At 64.8% G+C, this 20,343-nt stretch carries 19 protein-coding genes; 7 read left to right on the plus strand and 12 right to left on the minus strand.

All coding sequences use genetic code 11. From position 1 onward, the window contains the following. Positions 1–21 precede the first annotated feature (21 nt). Positions 22–1,503 carry an aldehyde dehydrogenase family protein gene (locus OYT95_RS21880; protein ID WP_268789037.1) on the minus strand — a complete coding sequence of 494 codons (1,482 nt, stop codon included), beginning with the start codon at positions 1,501–1,503 and terminating at the stop codon, positions 22–24. A gap of 158 nt (positions 1,504–1,661) precedes the next feature. Here OYT95_RS21880 and OYT95_RS21885 point away from each other — a divergent pair, with 158 nt between their 5' ends. Continuing rightward, entirely contained in the window at positions 1,662–2,153 is a 492-nt protein-coding gene (locus OYT95_RS21885) for a MarR family winged helix-turn-helix transcriptional regulator (protein WP_128640778.1), read from the plus strand. 13 nt (positions 2,154–2,166) lie between these two features. On the opposite strand, the gene OYT95_RS21890 is transcribed toward OYT95_RS21885, so the two are convergent. Continuing rightward, complete coding sequence (locus OYT95_RS21890) at positions 2,167–3,747, minus strand: FAD-binding oxidoreductase (protein ID WP_268789038.1); 1,581 nt, start codon at positions 3,745–3,747, stop codon at positions 2,167–2,169. A 354-nt stretch (positions 3,748–4,101) separates the two neighbouring features. On the opposite strand from OYT95_RS21890, the gene OYT95_RS21895 reads away from it, so the two are divergent. Next, entirely contained in the window at positions 4,102–4,785 is a 684-nt protein-coding gene (locus OYT95_RS21895) for a GntR family transcriptional regulator (RefSeq protein WP_268789039.1), read from the plus strand. 104 nt (positions 4,786–4,889) lie between these two features. On the opposite strand, the gene OYT95_RS21900 is transcribed toward OYT95_RS21895, so the two are convergent. The 6 genes from OYT95_RS21900 to OYT95_RS21925 all read right to left on the minus strand — a co-directional run bounded on the left by OYT95_RS21900 (position 4,890) and on the right by OYT95_RS21925 (position 12,663). Beyond that, a complete protein-coding gene (locus tag OYT95_RS21900; RefSeq protein ID WP_268789040.1) occupies positions 4,890–6,245 on the minus strand; it encodes an MFS transporter in 1,356 nt (451 codons plus the stop codon). Between the two features lie 468 nt (positions 6,246–6,713). Next, on the minus strand, positions 6,714–7,208 hold the full coding sequence (locus tag OYT95_RS21905; protein ID WP_328286505.1) for a WhiB family transcriptional regulator: 495 nt from the start codon (positions 7,206–7,208) through the stop codon (positions 6,714–6,716). 77 nt (positions 7,209–7,285) lie between these two features. Beyond that, on the minus strand, positions 7,286–8,794 hold the full coding sequence (locus OYT95_RS21910; protein WP_268789041.1) for an aminobutyraldehyde dehydrogenase: 1,509 nt from the start codon (positions 8,792–8,794) through the stop codon (positions 7,286–7,288). 43 nt (positions 8,795–8,837) lie between these two features. Next, the gene (locus OYT95_RS21915) at positions 8,838–10,325 is read right to left on the minus strand and encodes an alanine/glycine:cation symporter family protein (protein WP_268789042.1); all 1,488 of its coding nucleotides are present in this window, start codon (positions 10,323–10,325) and stop codon (positions 8,838–8,840) included. Between the two features lie 3 nt (positions 10,326–10,328). Continuing rightward, positions 10,329–11,222 carry a dihydrodipicolinate synthase family protein gene (locus tag OYT95_RS21920; protein ID WP_268789043.1) on the minus strand — a complete coding sequence of 298 codons (894 nt, stop codon included), beginning with the start codon at positions 11,220–11,222 and terminating at the stop codon, positions 10,329–10,331. A gap of 46 nt (positions 11,223–11,268) precedes the next feature. Then, on the minus strand, positions 11,269–12,663 hold the full coding sequence (locus OYT95_RS21925) for a protoporphyrinogen/coproporphyrinogen oxidase (RefSeq protein ID WP_037242665.1): 1,395 nt from the start codon (positions 12,661–12,663) through the stop codon (positions 11,269–11,271). A 344-nt stretch (positions 12,664–13,007) separates the two neighbouring features. Here OYT95_RS21925 and OYT95_RS21930 point away from each other — a divergent pair, with 344 nt between their 5' ends. Continuing rightward, positions 13,008–13,181, plus strand: a complete 174-nt coding sequence (locus OYT95_RS21930) for a hypothetical protein (protein WP_268789044.1) — start codon at positions 13,008–13,010, stop codon at positions 13,179–13,181. 491 nt (positions 13,182–13,672) lie between these two features. Beyond that, positions 13,673–14,680, plus strand: coding sequence for an aromatic amino acid DMT transporter YddG (yddG, locus tag OYT95_RS21935; RefSeq protein ID WP_328286506.1), 1,008 nt, complete (start codon positions 13,673–13,675; stop codon positions 14,678–14,680). Between the two features lie 135 nt (positions 14,681–14,815). Here yddG and OYT95_RS21940 read toward each other — a convergent pair whose 3' ends face one another. Both OYT95_RS21940 and OYT95_RS21945 read right to left on the minus strand, forming a co-directional pair. Continuing rightward, positions 14,816–15,997 (minus strand): zinc-dependent alcohol dehydrogenase, encoded by a 1,182-nt coding sequence (locus tag OYT95_RS21940; RefSeq protein WP_268789045.1) that lies wholly within the window; start codon positions 15,995–15,997, stop codon positions 14,816–14,818. 85 nt (positions 15,998–16,082) lie between these two features. Then, a complete protein-coding gene (locus OYT95_RS21945) occupies positions 16,083–16,379 on the minus strand; it encodes a putative quinol monooxygenase (protein ID WP_128640787.1) in 297 nt (98 codons plus the stop codon). Positions 16,380–16,484: 105 nt separating this feature from the next. Between OYT95_RS21945 and OYT95_RS21950 the strand changes: the two genes are divergently transcribed. Then, a complete protein-coding gene (locus tag OYT95_RS21950; protein ID WP_128640788.1) occupies positions 16,485–17,495 on the plus strand; it encodes a GlxA family transcriptional regulator in 1,011 nt (336 codons plus the stop codon). Positions 17,496–17,558: 63 nt separating this feature from the next. Then, complete coding sequence (locus OYT95_RS21955) at positions 17,559–17,885, plus strand: hypothetical protein (RefSeq protein ID WP_128640789.1); 327 nt, start codon at positions 17,559–17,561, stop codon at positions 17,883–17,885. A gap of 15 nt (positions 17,886–17,900) precedes the next feature. On the opposite strand, the gene OYT95_RS21960 is transcribed toward OYT95_RS21955, so the two are convergent. Then, entirely contained in the window at positions 17,901–18,617 is a 717-nt protein-coding gene (locus tag OYT95_RS21960) for a TetR/AcrR family transcriptional regulator (RefSeq protein WP_128640790.1), read from the minus strand. Positions 18,618–18,708: 91 nt separating this feature from the next. On the opposite strand from OYT95_RS21960, the gene OYT95_RS21965 reads away from it, so the two are divergent. After that, the gene (locus OYT95_RS21965; RefSeq protein ID WP_268789046.1) at positions 18,709–19,920 is read left to right on the plus strand and encodes an FAD-dependent monooxygenase; all 1,212 of its coding nucleotides are present in this window, start codon (positions 18,709–18,711) and stop codon (positions 19,918–19,920) included. On the opposite strand, the gene OYT95_RS21970 is transcribed toward OYT95_RS21965, so the two are convergent. Continuing rightward, positions 19,885–20,298, minus strand: coding sequence for a VOC family protein (locus OYT95_RS21970; protein WP_128640792.1), 414 nt, complete (start codon positions 20,296–20,298; stop codon positions 19,885–19,887). The two genes, OYT95_RS21965 and OYT95_RS21970, sit on opposite strands and share 36 nt — an antisense overlap. Positions 20,299–20,343: the final 45 nt, after the last annotated feature.

The raw sequence follows: 20,343 nt of genomic DNA on the forward strand, positions 1-20,343 counted from the left end.
CTCCTGAAAGGGGGGTGCGCGCTAGGCGAGGGAGATGACGACGGACTTGACCTTGGAGTACGAGTCGAGGGCTTCCGGGCCGTATTCGCGGCCGAATCCGGAGTTCTTGACGCCGCCGAACGGGACGGCGGGGTCGAGCATCGCCCAGTCGTTGACCCACACGATGCCGGCCTGCAGGCGGGCCGCGACGCGGTGCGCCCGTGCGACATCGACCGTCTGCAGGCCCGATGCGAGCCCGTATTCGGTGCTGTTGGCCAGCGCGATCGCCTCGTCCTCGGTGTCGAACGGTTGGACGGTGAGTACCGGCCCGAAGATTTCCTCCTGCACGACGCGGGAGGTGTTGGGCAGGTCTGCGATGACGGTCGGCGTGTAGTAGTAGCCGCCGTTCAGGTCCAGGCGTTCGCCACCGGCGACGATGCGGCCACCGTCGGCGCGGGCGATCTGCACGTACTCCTCGACCTTCCGGACGTGCTTGTCCCCGGCCATCGGTCCGACGACGGTGGCCGGGTCGAACGGGTCGCCCACGGGCACACCGGGAACGGCCTGGCCGAGGATGCCGAGCACCGTCTCGTAGAGCGGCCGGGCGACGAGCAGCCGCGGCCCGCCCATGCAGAACTGTCCGGTGTTGAACACGAAGCCCTTGATGATCGCGCCGATCGCCTTCTCGACGTCGGCGTCCTCGAAGACGATGTGCGCGGCGTTGCCGCCGAGTTCCATGGTGACGGGTATGAGGTTCTCGCCCGCGACGGCCGCGGCGTGCCTGCCGACGGCCGTCGATCCGGTGAACGCGATCTTGTCGATCCCCTTGTGCTGCAGAAGGGCATCGCCGACGGTCGACCCCTTGCCGGTGACCACGTTGACCACACCCGCGGGAACCCCTGCCTCGGTGAGGATCTCGGCCATCAGCAGGGCGCTGAGCGGGGTGTCCTCGGCGGGCTTGTGGACCACGGTGTTCCCGGCTGCCAGGGCGGGTGCGATCTTCGACGTACTGAGAATGAGCGGGAAGTTGAACGGGGTGATCGCGCCGACGACACCGAGTGGTTCGCGGCGAGTGTAGGCGTGGGCGGCGAGTGGCGTCTCCCGGTTCGATCCGCCCGCGGTCTGCGCGAGCGCGGCGCAGTACTCGTACTGTTCGGCGGTGGTCACCACGTCGACCGGACGGCACAGCGAGACGGGCTTGCCGACGTCGACGCTCTCGACGGCGACGATCTCGTCGGCCCGTTCCCGGACGAGCGCAGCGACGCGGAGCAGGATCCGGGCACGTTCGCGGCCGGGCAGTCCCGACCAGCGGCCGTCGTCGAACGCGGCACGTGCGGCGCGGACGGCGGAGTCGACATCGTCCGCGTCCGCCTCGGCGACGGTGGTGACGGGTTTCCCGGTGGAGGGGTCGACGATCTCGAATCGTTCCCCGGCGCCGGCCTCGCGCCACTGCCCGTCGATGAACAGCTGACGTGGCCCGATCTGCGGTCGGGTAATGAGGACGGTGTCGTCGGTGACGGTCATGTCGCTGCCTTCGATTCGTGTGACCTGCCGGCAGTATTCGGCAGGGTTCCTTGTGTTTGTCGTTGCGGTCGAACCCGGCTCGGGCGACCTAAGATAGTCAGGAAACCTGAGGTCCGAGCTCGTGGGCCTCCAGCCCGAGGCGCGGGGAGAAGTGGACGATGACGGCGGACCTTCCGGACGAGATCGACGAGACACCGCTCGACGGGGAGTACCCGCACGACGCCTCGCCGACCCTGCTGTACGCGATCAAGCAGGTCGAACTGGCGATCCGATCCCACATGGATGCCCTGCTGCGGCCGATGGGCATCACCGCACTGCAGTACACGGCGCTGACCGTCCTGCGCCGGCGTGACGGGTTGTCGTCCGCCGAGCTGGCACGAAATTCCTTCGTCACCGCGCAGACGATGGGCGAGATGCTCTCCGCGCTCGAGCGCCGCGGACTGGTGACCCGGCGCGTCGACCCCGCCAATCGCCGCCGCATGCTCACCAGCCTCACCGCGGAGGCTCTGGACCTTCTCGCCGAGTACGACACGAGCATCTGCGGGCTGGAGGAACAGATGCTCGCCGACATGAGTGTTCGTCAGCGCGAAGCGTTCCGCGGCTACCTCAGCCGCTGCCGGATCGCCCTGGCCGAGACGCCCGCGCACTGAGTCGTATGGGGCGTCAGAGGTTCTGGCCACGGAACCGCTGCGGCCACACACCGGACTTGCCGGGCGCGATGATGCCGTTGGGGTCGAGGGCATCCTTGATCTTCTCGTGGAAATTCAGCAGCGCACCGTCACCCCAGTCGAACGTCGCCATTACGTCGTCCATCAGGGCGTTGTGGGTGCGGTATTCGCCGTAACCGGCCTCGGCGGCCTCCCGGACGAGGACCTTCGTCATCTGCAGGATGTCCTCACGAGCGTCGGGGATCGCCGTGTCGTAGATGAACAGGCACACGTGGTGCATCTCGCGGAGTCCGATGATGAATTGCGCCGCGTAGTCCTTGGCGTATTCGTCGGCGCGAGCGCGGACCATCTCGAACTGTTTCATCGCCTCACGGCCGTCCGGCGCCGACACCGGGGAAAACCCGATGTGCCCGCCGTTGGGCACCCAGTCGAGCAGCCGCAGTTCGTCCAGGCTGGGGATGCCGTTGTTGATCTTGTGCCTGTCCTGCAACACATGCCCACCGCGATCGTCGCGTTCCTCGTGTGTGAAGAAACGGGCGCCGGGAATCTTGCCGAACGCCTCCTTGATCATCCCGTAGTACATCTCGATCAGCGGCGGAGGTCCGTACAGGGTGCCGTAGAAGTTCCAGAATCCGAGATCGAGATCCTTCTTCATCCTCTCGACCGCCTCGGCCGGCATCGGCCCCTCGCCGTCGAACCACTCGGTGCGCTTCGACACCGCGGCCGCGTCCATGAAGATGTTGCGCAGCACCGGAACATTCTGCAGCGGAGCCATATTGATGCGTAGCGGAAGCATGATGTCGACGATCTGCTCCAGATCCTCCTCCTTGTCGAACGTGATCAGGAACGACTGCGACGCGGGCGGCCGCTGCATCAGGGCGATCCCCATCTTGGTGACGATCCCGAGATTGGACTGGGTGAACATGCCGTCCGGGAAGGGGCCGAACCCGTAGGGGAACAGTTGCCACGCGTCGCTGCCGGGGAGTGCGCCCATGCCGGTGCGCATTACATCGCCCTGCGGCAGAACCACTTCCAGACCCGTCTGCCACATGAAGTGATCGCCGTACGGGGTGTACCCGACGCCGCGGTCCAAGGCGTTCCCGACGACGCTGCCCCATCCCAGGTCGGGACAGTCGAGCATCAGGCCGGAATCGTGGCTCTGGAGGTACTCGTACAGGTCGAAGTAGGTGACCCCGGGTTCGAGCAGTGCGTAACCGTACTTCTCGTTCACCTCGAGGATTCTGTTCATCCGCTCGCCGGTCTTGACGATCACCGAACCCGACAGCCTCGGGGCGGCGCCGCCGTAACCGTTGTTCTTTCCGGTCGAGACCGGGGAGAGGGGGATGCCGTACTCGTTGGCGATCCGGACGATGTCCTGTACCTGCTCGGTCGACTCCGGTGAGACGACGGCCGACGGCATATTGGCCTCGGCAGCGCCGACCGGGTACGGGTCGCGGAACGCTTCGAGTTCGTCGGCGGTCGACAGGACCCACTTGTCACCCACGACGTCGCGGAAGCGCCGGAGCGCTGCGTCGAATCGCTCGTCGGAAACGCCAGGGGGAAGGGTTCGCGTCATTCTTGATTGCTCCTCGTTCAGGCGGCCACCTCACTGCGGCCGGGAAGTACGCAAGACCTGCGACAGCTGATCGCTGAATATCAGGGTTCCTTGGTTACAAGTGTGAGGGGCGTCACTGGAAGGAGCAATCCGCTATGCGCCGGGAGTAGCCGCGGATTCTGTCGCTATCTGGCCTGGTCAGCCCGCTGTTCGCACGGAGGGCTATCCGTTTTGCGCATGTGGGTGGTGGACACGTGGGCCTCGATCGCGACCTCCGCGGTGGCGGGAACCCCGGGATCGACGCTGCCGTGACGAGACGACTGCCTCGCCCCTCTGGGGGCCGTCGTCGTCACCTCGCCAGCTAAGATGTGATCTGTGGTCACATCCAAACTCGCCGAGCCGACGCTGCTGAGCGATCAGGTCTACTTCACGCTCCGCGAAGCGGTCGTCAACGGCGAGTTGCCGGCCGGGTACCGCCTGCGTGTGCGGGACATCGCCGAGCAAGTGGGAACCAGTGTCCTGCCGGTACGAGAGGCGATCAGACGTCTCGAGGAGGCCGGGCTGGCGGAACGCGTCCCGCACAAAGGGGCAGTCGTGAAGGGCCTGACACTCGCGGAGCTGATCCACGTCTACGACGTCCGCCGTCTCCTCGAAATCGAGGCAGCGCAGCTGGGCGCGCAGCGGATCACTCCCGATGACTGCGAGAAGATGCAGGCCGAATACGACTTGATGCGCGCGGCCATCGACGAAGGACGTGTCGTCGCCTACCTCGACCACGACGAGGCCATGCTGACGATTCTGTATGCCGCCGCGGCGAATCCTGTTCTTTTGCAGACGATTCGCACCCTATGGGTCCACTGCCGCGCTTACAAGATTGTCGGCGCAAATGGAACTCTGGACACGGCCGTGGACGACTCGCTGTGGAGGTATCAGCGGGACCTCGTCGCCGCCGCGAGCAAGAACGACGTTGCGGCCGCCGCAGCGGTGAACGACGCTTCCCTCGTCGACGCGACGGACCGTATCAAAGCGCTCCTGGCAGCGCAGACGACCGCTCTGTGATCTCCGTGGGACACCTCGATGAACGAGAAGCACCGCAGTGGTGTGGGCTGCACATGTGTCGTGCGGTCCACACCACTGCGGTGCTGCTCAGGGTGTTCCGCGGTCTAGACCGCGGAAGGGGTAGGCAGGGCTGAGCGTGTGGTGGTCAGGGCGGCGCACTCGGTGAGGGACATTCCCCTGGTCTCGGGTGCCATGAACTGCGACAGGACTGCGCCGATCAGGGTGATGGCCGCAGCGATCAGCATGGTGGGTCCGATCCCGATACCGGTGAGCGACAGGGGCACCAGGAAGGTGCCGATTGCTGCGCCGATACGGCTGAGCGACGATGCCATACCGACCGCGGAACCGCGAATCTCGGTGGGGAACAGCTCGTTCGGGTACACCCACTGCAAGATCTGGCTGCCGCCGATGACCACTGCGTACACGGCGAACAGGGCCATGATGATCATGCTCGGCGCCCCGGGGAAGAGTCCGAGGATGAGCAGCGCGATACCGGACCACAGGAAGCTGTGGATGAGAAGCGGCCGCCTGCCCATTCGGTTCACCAGCAGCAGTGCGACGACGCAGCCGACCAGGAACAGGATCGTGATCACCGCTGACCCGAAATGCGCGGCATCGCCTTCGAGTTCGAGTGCAGCAAGAATGGTCGGGGCGAATGCATAGACGGCGAACAACGGGACGATCGAGCATGTCCAGAACAGGGTAATGAAGGCCATCCGCTTTCCGTAGCCCGATCGCAGCAGATCCTTGACGCTGACGTTCGAGTCCTCTTCCTGGGGCAAGTCGGCGATGCTGACTCCTGGTCCGAAGACCTTGCGCAGCACCTCGTTCGCCTCGTCGTTCCTTCCCTTGCTGATGAGCCAGCGGGGGGACTCGGGCGTGCCGACTCGAGCGACGACGATCAGAATTGCCGGTACCGCCGCGCTGGCGAGCATCCAGCGCCAAGCATCCTCATGTCCGGTTCGAGCGAGGACCTCGCCGACCACGTATGCAGCTGCCGCTCCGACGAACCACATGGCAACGAATGCGCCGAGGAACGGGCCGCGGTATTTGCGTGGCGTGAACTCGGTCAGGAGCGAAGTTGCGATCGGGTAGTCCGCGCCGACAGCCATCCCGATCAGCAGACGCAGGATGATCAACCAGACCACGTCCTGAACGAAGAACTGCGCCACCGAGAACACGATGATGGCGATCAAGTCGATCGTGAACAGAATTTCACGCCCGAACTTGTCGGTGAGCCATCCTCCGGCGTAGGCACCAAGCAGGATTCCTACCAGCGACGATGCCCCGACAAGTCCCTGCTCGATCGATGACAAACCCCACTGATCGGCGAACTGCGCCATGGCAACCCCGATGATGGACAGGACGAAACCGTCGAGGAACGGCCCTCCCGATGAGAACACCGCGAGCTTTTTGTGGAATCTGGACAGCGGTGCGTCGTCCAACGGGTTTGTTGTCATATCGCGCTCCTAGTTGACGGTGATACGGAGGTCGGTGCGGCAGGAGGGTGTCGAACTCGACCGTTCGGAGCCGGGGCGTTCCCCGCAGCGTCGCGAAGCGAATCGGGATGTTCGTATAGCCGAACCAGTGCGGCGAACCCGAAGGTGGCGGCTCGCGGCTGATGTACCTGGCCCTCTGCTGTGAGCCACGTCTCAGCCTAATTTGTGATCACAGATCACGCAAGAGGTTGTCAAGTTACAAGGACGCAAGTCTCGACGGCCCGGCGTCGGCGAATTCAGGCCGCCGGCCGCGTAACTGCCGACCGGCGTCCGGACCCTTGTGGGCTGGGGGAATGCGCCTGGGTGAGCGCGACGGCAGCGTCGTCGTCCAGCGCTGTGCCGTCACCACGGCGTATCAGAGCGCGGCGATCGAGCGGATGGGTGTGATGCCCCCGAGTCAGGGAGTGCAGTTCTGTTCGCGCAGGGACGTCATCGGACCGTCGACGGTGACGACGCTTGCCGGGGACGTCTTCCCGGCCCCGGGTGGCTGCCCGATACCGTCAGGCGCCGTGCGGCGGGGCGGGTTGTGCGCCCACCCGTTGCGGCGTCCGCCGCCACCGATCCAGGCCTGGCGTCGCTCCCGCACCGGCGCTCGGACTCCGTGGTGCCACCCCATATCCCGAACGGCTCGCGCACCGTTTGCGCGTGAGTGCGGCATTGCTCGAGGACCGGGCAGGTCTGGCAGATCCGGGTGGCGAAGTTTTCCCGGTATCTGCGGGCCTCCCGCGTCTCGCCCTCGGGGGAGAAGAACAGATCGGTTCCCATGCTCCGGCAGTTGGCGCTCAACTGCCAATCCCACAGATCGGCCGAGGGTGCGTAGAGGTATGTGGTCAGAGCGGTTGTCTTCATGACGACTCCGATCTTGTCCGGATTGTCTGAGCGGGCAATGCCGTCGGCGTTCTCCCGGTGGACGATGCCGGACACGCGATTGCAGCTACCGGCCCCCGCAGAGAACAGAGTCGAGTCCTTCTGCGGGGGCACGGACGAGCCGCAGTGTGAATTTATCGACCGTGGTTGTGCATGACGTGTTTGGTGCGGGAGTAGTCGTCGAGGGCGTAGATCGACAGGTCGCGTCCGTAACCGGATCCTTTGAACCCACCCCACGGAACTTCGTTGGCCAGCACGAGATGGGAGTTGACCCACACCGTTCCGGCGTCGATCCGCGCGGCGACTTCGTGACTGCGCCGGGCGTTCTCGGTCCAGACCGACGCCGAGAGGCCGAACGGGACGTCGTTCGCGCGGCGGATCGCCTCGTCCTCGTCGGTGAAGGTCTCGACGGTGACCACCGGTCCGAAGATCTCCTCGCGAGCGCATTCGGCGCCGTCGGGTACGCCGACGAGCACGGTCGGTGCGACGAAGTACCCCGGTCCGTCCAGTGCAGCTCCACCGATTGCGGCGGTGATTCCCTGCTGCGCCGCACGTTCCAGATACGCGGTGACCCGCTCGAAGTGCGCCTTCGACACCAGAGGGCCGATTTCCACGGTGTCACCTGCTCCTGGCTCGCCGACCACGAACGTGCTCACCTGTTCGACCAGCTTCCGGGTAAACGCCTCGGCGACCGACTCGTGCACGAGGATCCGGCATGCTGCACCGCATTCCTGGCCCGAGTTCCAGTAGCTCGCCGCACGCAGCGAAACCGCGGCGTCGTCGAGGTCGGCGTCGGCGAAGATCACCACGGGTGCTTTGCCGCCCAGTTCGAGATGGACGCGCTTGAGCGTGTCTGCGGCCCCACGTGCGACGGCTTTGCCGCTGCCGACGGATCCGGTCAGGGCGATCATGTCGATGTCGGGATGCTCGGTCAGCCGTGCTCCCACGGTCGCTCCGAGTCCGGACACCACATTGAGCACGCCCGCAGGAAGCAGGTCACCGACGAGTTCGGCGAATTTCAGTGTTGTCAGAGGGGTCTGTTCGGACGGCTTGATCACCACCGTGTTTCCGGCCGCGAGGATCGGAGCGATCTTCCACGCCGCCATCAGCAGTGGATAGTTCCAGGGGGTCACGACGCCGACCACACCGAGCGGTTCTCGCAGGATGACGGACAGGTGGTTCTCTGCGTAGTCTCCGGCGGCCATCGACGTGGTCGCCCGCAGTGCGCCCGCCATGAACCGGAAGGTGTCGACGGTACCGGCGACGTCGTCGTTCGAGACTTCGAAAGGTTTCCCGGTGTTGGCGGATTCGAGCCGCGCGAGCACCTCGGAGTTCTGCTCGATTCTGTCCGCGATGCGGTGAAGCAGAGTGGAACGTTCCTTGGGAACAAGCCTGGCCCAGCTGTCCTTGGCCGCGACCGCGGCTGCGACTGCGCGGTCGACATCGGCGGCGGTCCCCTGGGGTACCGCGGCGATGACCTGTTCGGTACTCGGGTCGACGACGTCGGTGCGGGAGCCGGAGTGGTCGACGGCGTCGAACGCTCCTGCTATGTAGTGCTGGGTCGGTGGCAGGTCGTCCCGGACGTTCAATGAACCACCAGGTGCTCGGCTGACGGCGACCTGTCCGGTGAGAGTGTTGGGCATCTGGATGAACCTCCAAGATCGACTGGGGAGTAGCGGATACGCCTCAACGAGAGACGCTGTGTCCGGTGACGGTGTTCGATTCCCAGAACTCGGCTCCTTCGATGCCGAGAGATGTCGGATCGAAGGTGGGGTCGAGTCCCTGTTTCTTCTGTTGTTCGTAGTCGCGGTACACTCGGCGGACGAGCGGGAAGAGCAATACCAGGCACATGAGGTTGATCCAGGCGATGAGCCCGAGCCCGATATCGCCGATTGCCCAGACGAGGCCTGCGTTCACAATGGAACCCACGAACACGATCGCGAGCGTGCCGAGTTTGAGGACCAGCTTGGATACCGGCCCCTTCCGCCCGTTCAGCAGGAACAACAGATTCGAGTTGGCCACGTAGTAGTACACGATGAGGCAGGTGAAGCCGAACAGGAACACGGCTACTGCGATGAACGCTGCGCCCCATCCGGGCACCAGTGTGTCGATGGCCTTCTGGACCCAGTTCGGACCGGCCTCCATGTCCGGAAGGTTCTGTACGAGGTAACCGCCCGAACCATCGGAGACGTTGTACTGGCCGGACACCACCATCATCAGCCCGGTCGCCATACAGATCAGCAGAACGTCGATGTAGATGCTGAACGTCTGGACGAGGCCCTGCTTGCCGGGGTGCGACGTCCGCGCCGCCGCGGCGGCGAATGTCGCCTCGCCGATTCCGTTCGCTGATGCGAAGACTGCCCGGCGCACGCCCCATGCGACTGCAGCGCCTGCGATGCCGCCCAGCACAGGGTCGATACCGAACGCCGAGTTCACGATGAGTTTGATCGCGTCCGGCACATTTTCGATGTTCGCGGCGATCACCGCCATCGCCAGCGTCAGGTATCCGATTGCGAGAATCGGTACGAGAGTCTGTGTGACCTTGACGATTCGGGTGGTGCCTCCGAGGATCACCAGAGCGATCAGGGCGGTGATCAACGCTGCCGGAACCCAGGTCGGTGTTCCGAATGCCAGCTGCGCGCTCGAGGCAATGGTGCTGACCTGAAATCCGGGGAACAGAAAGCCGTAGCCGACGAGTCCGAGAAACGCAACGAGCCCTGCGACCTTGGGAAGCTTCAGTCCGTACTTGATGTAGTACGGCATGCCGCCGATGTCTTCGTTGGCCTTCTTCCGGTCCTCGTCCTCCACCTGACGTTTGAACACCTGCGCGAGAGTTGCCTCGGCATAACCGACGGTACAACCGACCAGACCCGTCACGGCCATCCACAGCAGGGCTCCCGGTCCACCACCGCCGACTGCCGTTGCGACACCCGCGATGCTTCCGACTCCCACACGGCTGGCGAGCGCGAGTACCAGTGCTTGAAAGGAGGACAGTCCTCCTTCGCCTTCGCTGGTTTCCCTCAGCTGCCGGATCATGTCCGGGATGCGTCGGAACTGAATGCCTCTGGTGGCGACGGTGTACGCCACCCCGAGACCGAGGACGACGTAGGCCATCGGCCCCCAGATGGCGTCCGCCACTCTGGTGAGTATCTCGGCCCAGTCGAGGCCTGCCATGATCTACGCTGTCCGCTCTGCGAGGGTCTTCAGCGCCCGTCCGATCTGCTCGATCTGCGCTGCGGGCAGTTCTGCGGTGGGCCGGCGGGGCGCTCCTACCGGTTCGCCCTGCAGAGCGAGACCTGCCTTGACGGCAGAGATGAAGGGAACGGAGATCATCGCGTCGATCACCGGGTACAGGTCGCGCCATTTGGCGAGTGCGCCGTGCAGGTCGCCGTCGGCGATGAGCCGGTTCACTGCGACGATCTGCTCCGGGACGACGTTGGCGGCACCGGCCATGACTCCGGCGGCGCCCTCGACGAGAGCGCTGTAGATGTAGGAGTCCCAGCCGATGAAGGTGCCGATCACGTCGCTGTGGTGGTGAATCAGCTGCAGTGCCTGTTCCCAGTTCGCGCTCGAGTCCTTGATGTACCGAATGTTGTCGACGTCTTCGGCCAGCGAGCGGACAGTGCTGGGGTCGAGGTTCACACCCGTGACCGCGGGGATGTTGTACAGCATGATCGGCAACTCGACTGCGGACGCGACGTCCTTGATGTACGCCACCGTCTCTTCGGTCGAGAGCGGCTCGTAGAACGGTGTGATCAGCATGAGCACGTCGGCGCCGGACTTTTCGGCGGCGCGGGAGAGCCGGATGGCCTCTGCGGTCGTCGTGGCACCGGTCTGGGCGATGACGGGTACCCGGCCGTCGGTGTACTCGATGACTGTGTCGACGAGTCGCAGGCGCTCGTCCGACGACAGTGCCCCGACCTCACCGGTCGATCCTGCCGCGACGACTCCGTCGACGCCGGCCTTGATCGAGCGGTCCACCACGAGCTTCAGCTTGTCCACATCGATGAGTTCGTCGGCGTCGAACGGGGTGGTCAATGCTGTGAGGACACCGCTGAGTTGCTTGGACATGAAAATGACTCCTGGATCGTTGAGGAATGTTCTGGTGTTGGGAAGGTCAGGCGCTGGCGGCGTGCACGGTGAGCCCATCAGGTCGACGAGTCTGACGATGGGTGGCGAGCACGCTGGTGACCTCCTGAGCAGCGGAGAACCCTGAGGTGATCGAGGTTTCCGTGTAGAGCGTTCCGAGATAGTCGCCGGCCAGGAAGACTCGACCGGCTCCGCGTGTCAACGTGGGCTGAAGCTTTGCGCGACCGGGGAAGCTGTACGGTGACGCGTTCTTCCACCGGGCGGCTTTTGCCTCCACGACCGTGTCGGAGAACCCGGGCCCGAGGATCTGTTCGAGGTCGGCGAGGTGGGTGTTCACCACTTCGTCGTCGCTCTTGTCGAGCAGTGCACTGCCGAGAGCGGCGGGCGAGAATGTCATGAAGCTGCCGCCGGGCTGCCGGACCGACTCGGTGCCGCGGACGATACTTGCCTGATTGAGCGCGATGGCGAACGAACGCTTGGGGGCAGCGATGGCGTAGATGTCGTCCCACGGACGCTTCGTCGTTTCGTCGGTGAGAAACGCCGAGCTGACGTGGGGGCCGTACTTGATCTGAGAAAGTGCGTCGCGCAGATCCTGCGGCAGATCGACACCGACCCGGTGGGACACGTCCGCGGTCGTGGCCAGCACGACCGTTCGCGCCTCGACTTCGTGGTCGCGTCCGTCCTGGCGGTAGCGAACGATCACCGAGTCCTTCTTGTGCACGACCTCCTGCACCGCGGCACCCAACTGAACGCGCTCGCCCAGCGACGCGGCGAGGGCTTCGGTGAGGGTGGACGGCCCGCCGACGATGCCGCGGCTGAGGCCCTGCCCGAAGCCGAGCACCAGGCTGAAGTATCCGATGCCTGCGCCGGCCGAGATCTGGTCCATGTTTCCAGCCGACCGGGTGACAGTGGTCTTGAACAGCGCAGCCGCGTCCTCCGGCAAGTCCCCGACGAAGTCGAGGAAGGATTCGTCGTTCGCGAAGTCGTAGATTCGCTGCTGGCGCATGGCGCCGGACTCACCGGCGCGCTTGCGTACCACTCCGGTGTACTTGCCGACGCCCGCAACGACCTTCATGCCGGCGCGCATGGTCGCGACGCGTGCCGAGAGTGACATCGGGATCCGGAACGGGTAAGTGGCGATGTGTCCCTTGCGAAGGAACTTCCCGTTCATCGAGAGGGCCTGCAGCGACCCGGGAATGTCGACCGACATCACCCCGGCCTCGTTGAGCAGGGCTTCAGTGGACGATCCGGGACCGGCGAACACGTGGCCACCCCAGTTCAGCCAATACGATCCGCGACGTTCGGAACGGATACGTCCACCGACGCGCTCATCGGACTCCAACACAAGCGTGTCCCAGTGACGCAAACGCCAGCCCGCCGACAGGCCGGCCAGGCCGGCGCCGACTACAACTACATCTCGCACTTCGATATCTCCTTCACTGGGGCCTTGTCTCTCGCCGGAAGTTGGGGGCGAGTTCGTGGCAAGTTCGTGATTCGGGACGCGCCATCCGGCCGTGCAAGGTTCTGTGCAAAACACGCAGTTCGGACGCGTCGTTCTCTGGGCTGACAGTGATGCCGGTCATACCCGCTCAATTCAGAATAAAGTGTGATCACAGATCACACAAGTGGGAAGTTGTGATCGGCCTCGCGTTTGCGTGATGCTGATAGCCCTGTAGTCTTGGACTGATATATCAAATTCCGAGGAGATCGAAATGGGCTCGACCTACACGCGCACGCTCGGCTGTCCGCAGCGTTCGTGCATGGTGCGTGCCGTCGGCCCGTGGACCGGTCGAGATCGTCGACGGGGACGACGCCGATCCGGTGGCTCTCGCCCGCCTACAGGTCCTGCCCGGTGACGCCTGCCGCCGGCTACGTGACCACGTCACCGATGTTCATCACTTTTTCCCGACCGAGTTCACGGGTGCCGAGCCCTGCCACTGAGGTTCGTCCGGTCGAACGGGTGGTGGCCGCTGCGCAGTACGTGTCACCGGGTCTCAGTGTCGATCCCGCATGAGATCGAGAACCTGAAAGAACAAGGGCCCGAAGGAAGTTTCGCGCTCTTCGGGCGCGCGAGTGTTGAAATCTGCGCGAGTGCAATCAGTCTGAGCTTTCCGTACCCCGACAGTGGTATGTCTCACTCGACGAAGGCCTTGTCCCTCATGTGATCACAGATTACATTCGTGTTACCGCACTGTAAGCGGCAGTGTCATTCACCGTCGATTGCAACCGCATCGTCGGTTGCAGTAGTGGTTCACCTTCCGGCGACTGGCGACGGCGCCCGAACTCGGCGCATCCCGATCGAACCGGTACGAGTGACGATCTCACCGAGAGTTTTGCGAGCACGGCAAAGGGGGAGTGTTGTTGTGAGAGCGACCAAGTCGAGCCGAAGTGCCACCGCGGCGGGGCTGTTGGCGATTGTGTTGTGGAGTTCGATGGTCGGAATGATCCGTCTCGTCACCGATAGCCTGGGCGCGATCGGCGGCGCTGCGATGATCTACTCGTGCTGTGCGATGCTGTTGTCGGTGACTGTGGGATGGCCCAAGTTCAAAGACTTCAGCCGGGCGTATCTCGTCACAGGTGCCGTGATGTTTGCCGCGTACGAGGTGTGCTTCGCCCTTGCCATCGGATTGGCGGACACTCCAAGGCAGGCAATCGAAGTCGGAATCGTGAACTATCTGTGGCCCAGCCTGACGGTGGTGTTTGCGATCGTGTTCGCGGGACAGAAGGCGTCGCGCCTGATACTGCCCGGCATCGCATTGTCGGTAGTCGGCATTGCAGTCGTACTCGGCGGTGACGCCGGACTGGACATCACAGGCACTGTCGACAACGTGCGCTCGAATCCCCTGAGCTACGCTCTCGCGTTCGCCGGCGCACTGATCTGGGCGGGGTACTGCACCGTCACCAAGATGTTCGCAAACGGGAACAACGGCATCACTCCGTTCTTCGTGCTGACGGCCGTGTCGTTCTGGTGCATGTACCTCCTTTCGGGTCGCGAACCCATGCACCTCAGCTTCACCGCAATCGCGGCCACGTTGGTGGCGGCGTGCGCGATCGGCTTCGGCTATGCGCTGTGGAATGTCGGAATCCTTCGCGGAAACATGACATTGCTCGCCGCTGCCTCGTATTTCACGCCCGTACTGTCAGCCGCATTCTCATCGTTGATGTTGGCCACGGCACTCGGCCTCACGTTCTGGGTGGGAACCGCCGTGGTGTGCTTCGGGGCAATCTTGTGCTGGTTGGCTACGCGCGAACCGAAGGCAGCCGTCGGAGTTCCCGAAGAGGACGGTTCCCTCGACGAACAGAGCGGCGACGAGAAGAGTATCGACGAGCCCACCGTCGTTCGTTCACTTCTCGGTACGCGAGTGGAATGCGCGATAACCATCGTCGGTGATCACCGTTCGGCACCTCGTGTGCCGATCGACGTCGGGTCGGCGCGCTGACGTAGTTGCGGGTGGCTGAGGGCATCGCCGAATGCTTTCTCTCTCAGTCACTCTGCGCTGTCGATCGGTGTACCCGCTGGCGGTGTCCGCCTTCGCATCCGGGCTTGCGTCGATACGGCTGGGCGCCTGCGTTGTTCAGGGTTTGAGCTGGATCTTGACCGCCCCGTCCTGCTTCTTCTGGAAGATCTCGTAGGCGTGGGGTGCCTGTTCGAGGGGGAGTTCGTGGGTGGCGAAGGTGTCGACGCCGAGCGGGTCGTCGTCGCCGAGCAGCGGCATGATGTCGTCGACCCACTTCTTGATGTTGGCCTGGCCCATGCGCAGCTGAATCTGCTTGTCGAACAAGGTGAGCATGGGAATCGGGTCGGCCATGCCGCCGTAGACGCCGATGATGGAAATGGTTCCTCCGCGGCGGACGATGTCGATCGCCGAATACAGCGCGCCGAGACGGTCGACACCCGCCTTCTGCATGAGCGGCGCTGCGACCGCATCGGGAAGGTACCCGACGATCTGCTGGGCGAGCTTGCCGATCGGTGAACCGTGCGCCTCCATGCCGACCGCGTCGATCACGGAGTCGGTGCCGCGACCGTCGGTCGCATCGCGGATGACGTCGGCGAGATCGCCGCCGTGCTCGTCCAGGTCCAGGGTTTCGATGCCCCGGGCCTTGGCGCGAGCAAGGCGTTCGGGAACGTTGTCGACCGCGATGACTCGTGCACCCTTGTGGTGGGCGATGCGCGCCGCCATGTCTCCGATCGGGCCGAGGCCGAGCACGGTCACCGACCCGCCCTCGGGGATGGCGGCGTACTCGACCGACTGCCACGCCGTCGGCAGCACGTCGGAGAGATAGACGAAGCGGGAATCCGGCGGGCCCTCGGGAACTGTGATGTGGGTGAACTGGGCCTGCGGGACGCGCAGGTACTCGGCTTGTCCTCCCGGCACCTCGCCGTAGAGCTTGGAGAAACCGAACAACGCCGCCCCCATGCCCTGCTCGCGAACCTGCGTCGTCTCACACTGCGTGTACAGCTGCATGTTGCACATGAAACAGTCGCCGCACGAGATCTGGAACGGGATCACCACGCGGTCGCCGACCTTCAGGTTGCCCGCCTCCGCCCCGACTTCTTCGACGATCCCCATCGGTTCGTGGCCGAGAATGTCCCCCTGTCCCATGAACGGACCGAGAGTTTCGTACAGGTGCAGATCGGAACCGCAGATGTTCGTGGTCGTGACCCTGATGATGGCGTCGGTCGGGTGTTCGATCTTCGGATCGGCGACGGTATCGACGCTGACCTTTCGTTTGCCTTGCCACGTGACTGCTCGCACTGGGAACCAAACCTCTCGTCGGTCTATGTCCGTGTTCGGGTGCCCGACGGGGGATCAAGGTAAACCGTGCTCGAGGGGAGCGGCCCTACTTGAGGGCGATGACGTCGACGGGACGAATGTCGGGGTCCTTGGCGAGTAGTTCGGGGCCGACCGTGCCCAGTGCCTGGGGGATGGCTCCGGTCAGGTGCGCCTGCCTGCCTTCCTCGTTCTCGAACGTGTCGAAGATGCCGTACGTCGTGTCGCTGACTTTGAACGCGTACCAGGTGACGGTGCCTTGTTCTTCCGCCGCCAGGGCGCGCCCCTGCTCCAGGAACGCGGCCAGTTCTCCGCCCTTGCCCGGCTTTGCTTCGAGCAGTGCCAGGATTCCTCTGTCGATCGTCATGATGTCTCCTCTTCGGTCGATGTCCGACTTCGTTCAACCCTGACGCTATGGGCGTCGAGCGGCACACGGGGCGGCGGAAGCGCCACCTTTGTTACCGTTTCCGTCATGAGAGTCGCGGTGCTCGCCGTGGACGGCATGTTCGATTCGGGTCTGAGCGTCATACTCGACGTCCTGGCGACGGCCGATGCCCTGCGCGAGAACGCGGAGACGGGCGGCCAGGCGTTCACCGTCATTCCCGTCGCTGTCGGACCGTCGGTCCGCACCGGTCACGGACTCGTGCTGGCCACCACCCCGCTGACGGAGATCACCGACCCTCCCGACGTCCTCGTCATGCCGGCCGTCGGGGTGAAGACGCCGGATCGGATCGTCGACGCGGTGCGCGGGCATCCCGCCCTCGACTGGGTCGCGGAGGGTCGCAGTTCCGGCGCCGCCCTCGCCGCGGCGTGCAGCGGCACGTTCTTCCTCGCCGAGGCCGGGGTGCTCGACGGATTGACCGCGACGACGAGTTGGTGGCTCGGGCCGGCGTTCCGCGCCCGTTATGCCCGCGTCGACCTCGACGAGCGGCGCACCCTCATCCACGACGACCGGGTGACGACGGCCGGGGCGGCGTTCGCGCACATCGATCTCGCGCTGGCGATCGTCCAGCAGCACAGCCCGGCGCTGGCAGATCTCGTCGCGCGGTACCTCCTGATCGGCGATCGGCCCTCACAGGCGATCTTCGCGGTGCCGTCCCTGCTCGCCACCGCCGATACGACGATGACCGCCTTCGAACGGTGGATTCGCGACCACCTCTCGGAGCCGTTGCCGATCAACGCGGTCGCACACGCGATCGGGGTGAGTGAACGAACGCTGCAACGCACCACCGCCGCAGTGCTGGGTATGTCGCCGGTGGAGTTCGTTCAGGAGATCCGACTCGACCAGGCGACATTCCTGCTGCGCACGACGCCGCAGAGCGTCGACACGATCGCGTCCGCTGTGGGCTACCAGAACGCGGCCACATTGCGCGCGTTGATTCGCCGCCGGCGTCACACGAGCACCACCGAGATCCGTCGTGGCAACGCGTCATTCGGCTCCGAACACCGCAAGCACGGGCGGGGAGCGCGGACCGGGCGATAGCTCGCACTGGCGCCGGACGAACTCGGGCGGGACGATCGAGGGTGACGAACGGAGAGGAGCATCGTGAATCGAAACCAGCCGTTCGTGTGCGAAATGGCCTTCCACATCGTTCACCTGCATCGAGCGGGGGAGACGGACAAGGCGCTGAACCTGCGAAAGCAGCCACAGGGCATGACCGTCGACGACGACCAACTCCACCGCGCCGTCGCGCAGATCTACGGACTGCCCGACCAGTCGAACGAGGCGATGGAGGAATGGGTGCGCTCCCAGTACCTGGCGGACGGTCGTGACAAGGGCTACCTGTCCGAGGACGACGCGTCGGCGCCTCTGTGGCTTCTCGCGGGCAAGGCGCACACCTACTACGGCGACCTGAAACCGCAGGCGAGCTGAGGGCCCCGTGCCCTGCTAGTCGGCGCGGGCCGCGACGAGGGCGGCGAGACCGTCGAAGATCCGGGCCAGGCCGAACTCCAGCGCGTCATCCTGCCCGGAAGTGGAACTGGCCGACGCGAACGCGGCCGTCACCTGGGGGTAGCGGTCGGCGTGGTCGGCGAGGATCCCCGTCATGATCGCGTTCAGGGACTGCTCGGGTGTGTCGGTTTCGGCGCCGGGTGCCGTCGCCTGCTGGGCGAGGCTGCGCACGTGGCCGGTGATCAGGACCACCGCGTCCAGGCGTTCCCCACCGGTGAGTGCCGTGTCGCGCAGTGCCTCGAGGCCGGTTTCGAGCCAGTCCAGTTCGTTCGGGCCCAACACTCGCGGACCGACCGCGACGTCCACCACCCACGGATGCCGCCGGAGGCCCGCCCACATCCGGAGAGCCCACTCGTGGAGTGCGGCGCGCCAGCCGCCGTCGATCTCGGACAGGTCGGGCGCGGGCCCGAGAGCGGCATCGAGCATGAGGGCGGTCAACTCGGCCTTGCCGGGGGTGTAGCGGTAGAGGGACATCTTGGTGAACCCGAGGTCCTCCGCGAGGCGTTGCATCGACAGCGTCGCGAGGCCCTCGGCGTCCGCCATCGAGATCGCGGTGGCGACGATCTGCTCGAGGCTCAGCGCAGGTTTCGGTCCCCGCTTCGGGCGCTCCGACGATCCCCACAGCAGCTCGGCGGTACGGGGCTGGGTGACCATCTGCACTCCTCCGGACGAGTCTTGATCCGGAATAGTGTCTACCATACACTGAATTGTATCCGTCAGACACAATTACTTCGTGGAGGCTTCCATGCCGAACAGAACCGTCCTGATCTCGGGTGCAAGCATCGCCGGGCCTGCTCTGGCGTTCTGGCTCAGCCGGTGCGGTTACGCCGTCACCGTCGTCGAGCGGGCGCCGGACGTTCGGCTCGGCGGCCAGGCCGTCGACTTCAAGGGGGAGGTTCACCGAAAAGTGTTGGAGAGGATGGGAATTCTCGAGGACGTGCTGGGCAGGCAGACCGGAAAGACCGACCTCCTGATCGTCGACGAACGCGACAAGCACTTGGCGACCATCCCGGGCGAATTCGTCGGCGGCGACGTCGAGATCCTGCGGGGCGATCTCACCGAGATCCTCTACCGACGCACCGCGGACTCGTGCGAGTACCTCTTCGGTGATTCCGTCACCGCACTGGTCGACACGGAGTCGGGCGTCGAGGTCACGTTCGAGAAAGCGGACGCACGCCGGTTCGACCTGGTGTTCGGGGCCGACGGCATCCACTCGGCCGTCCGACGCCACCGGTTCGGGTCGGAAGACGAGTTCGTCCGATTCCTCGGGTACTACTACGCCGTCGTCGGGACCACGGGTTCGGCGAGTGACGTCACGCCGGACAGGGAACGCGGGACGGGACTGATGTACAACGAGCCGGGGCGGATGGCCGTCGTCGGTGGACCGAAGGCTCCGGAATTGTTCGTCTTCGCCTCCGACCGGATCGAGTACGACCGCGGCGACACTGCCCAGCAGAAACGAATGCTGACCACCGCGTACGCCGATGCGGGGTGGCGCGTGCCCGGGCTACTCGCGCACCTGGACGACGCACCCGACTTCTACCTCGACTCGATCGCGAGGGTCGAGACCGACACCTACACCGCCGGCCGTGTGGCGCTGGTCGGCGATGCGGCGTACGGAAACACGCTGGGCGGCTTCGGGACCGGCCTCGCCCTCGTCGGTGCGTACGTCCTGGCGGGTGAGCTCGCCGCCGCCGACGGCGACCACCGTGTGGCGTTCGGACGCTACACCGAGCAGATGCTGAGGTACGCGAGGATCGCCCGGAAGGGCAGCGCCGGCCCGTTTCTCGCGCCGAAGTCGGCTACTCGAATCAGGCTGCGCAACTGGATGTTCAAGTCCACGTTCCTGTTCGGCCTGCTGATGAAGCTGACCGACGCCTTCGCCACCGATATCGATCTGGAGGACTACCCGGCGCTCCGGTCAGCCCGGTGTGCCGGCGATGTTGACCATCCATGAAATACCGAACTTATCTGTACAGGCGCCGAATTCGTCTCCCCACATCTGCTTCTCCAGGGGCACGGACACGGATCCGCCGTCAGCGAGCTTGGCCCAGTAGCCGCGGAGTAGGTCGCCGTCGTCTCCGCTCAGGCTCACCGCGATGTTGGTTCCCGGGTTGTGTTCCATCCCGGGCGGGGTGTCTGCACCCATCAGAGTGAAACCGTTGTCCGACTCGAGCATGGCGTGCATGATCTTGTCGGCGCCCTCGCCGTCCGGCGCACCGTACTCACCGAACGTGTTCAACGCGAGAGTGCCACCGAAGACGTCCTTGTAGAACTCCATTGCCTGCCGAGCGTCGCCGTTGAAGCTGATGTAGGGGTTGAGACGAGAGGTCATGGGACATGCTCCTTCTTCGTGCCGGAACCGACAGGAACGACGGTA

This window comes from Rhodococcus sp. JS3073, from assembly GCF_026810085.1.
Lineage (GTDB): Bacteria > Actinomycetota > Actinomycetes > Mycobacteriales > Mycobacteriaceae > Rhodococcus_F > Rhodococcus_F wratislaviensis.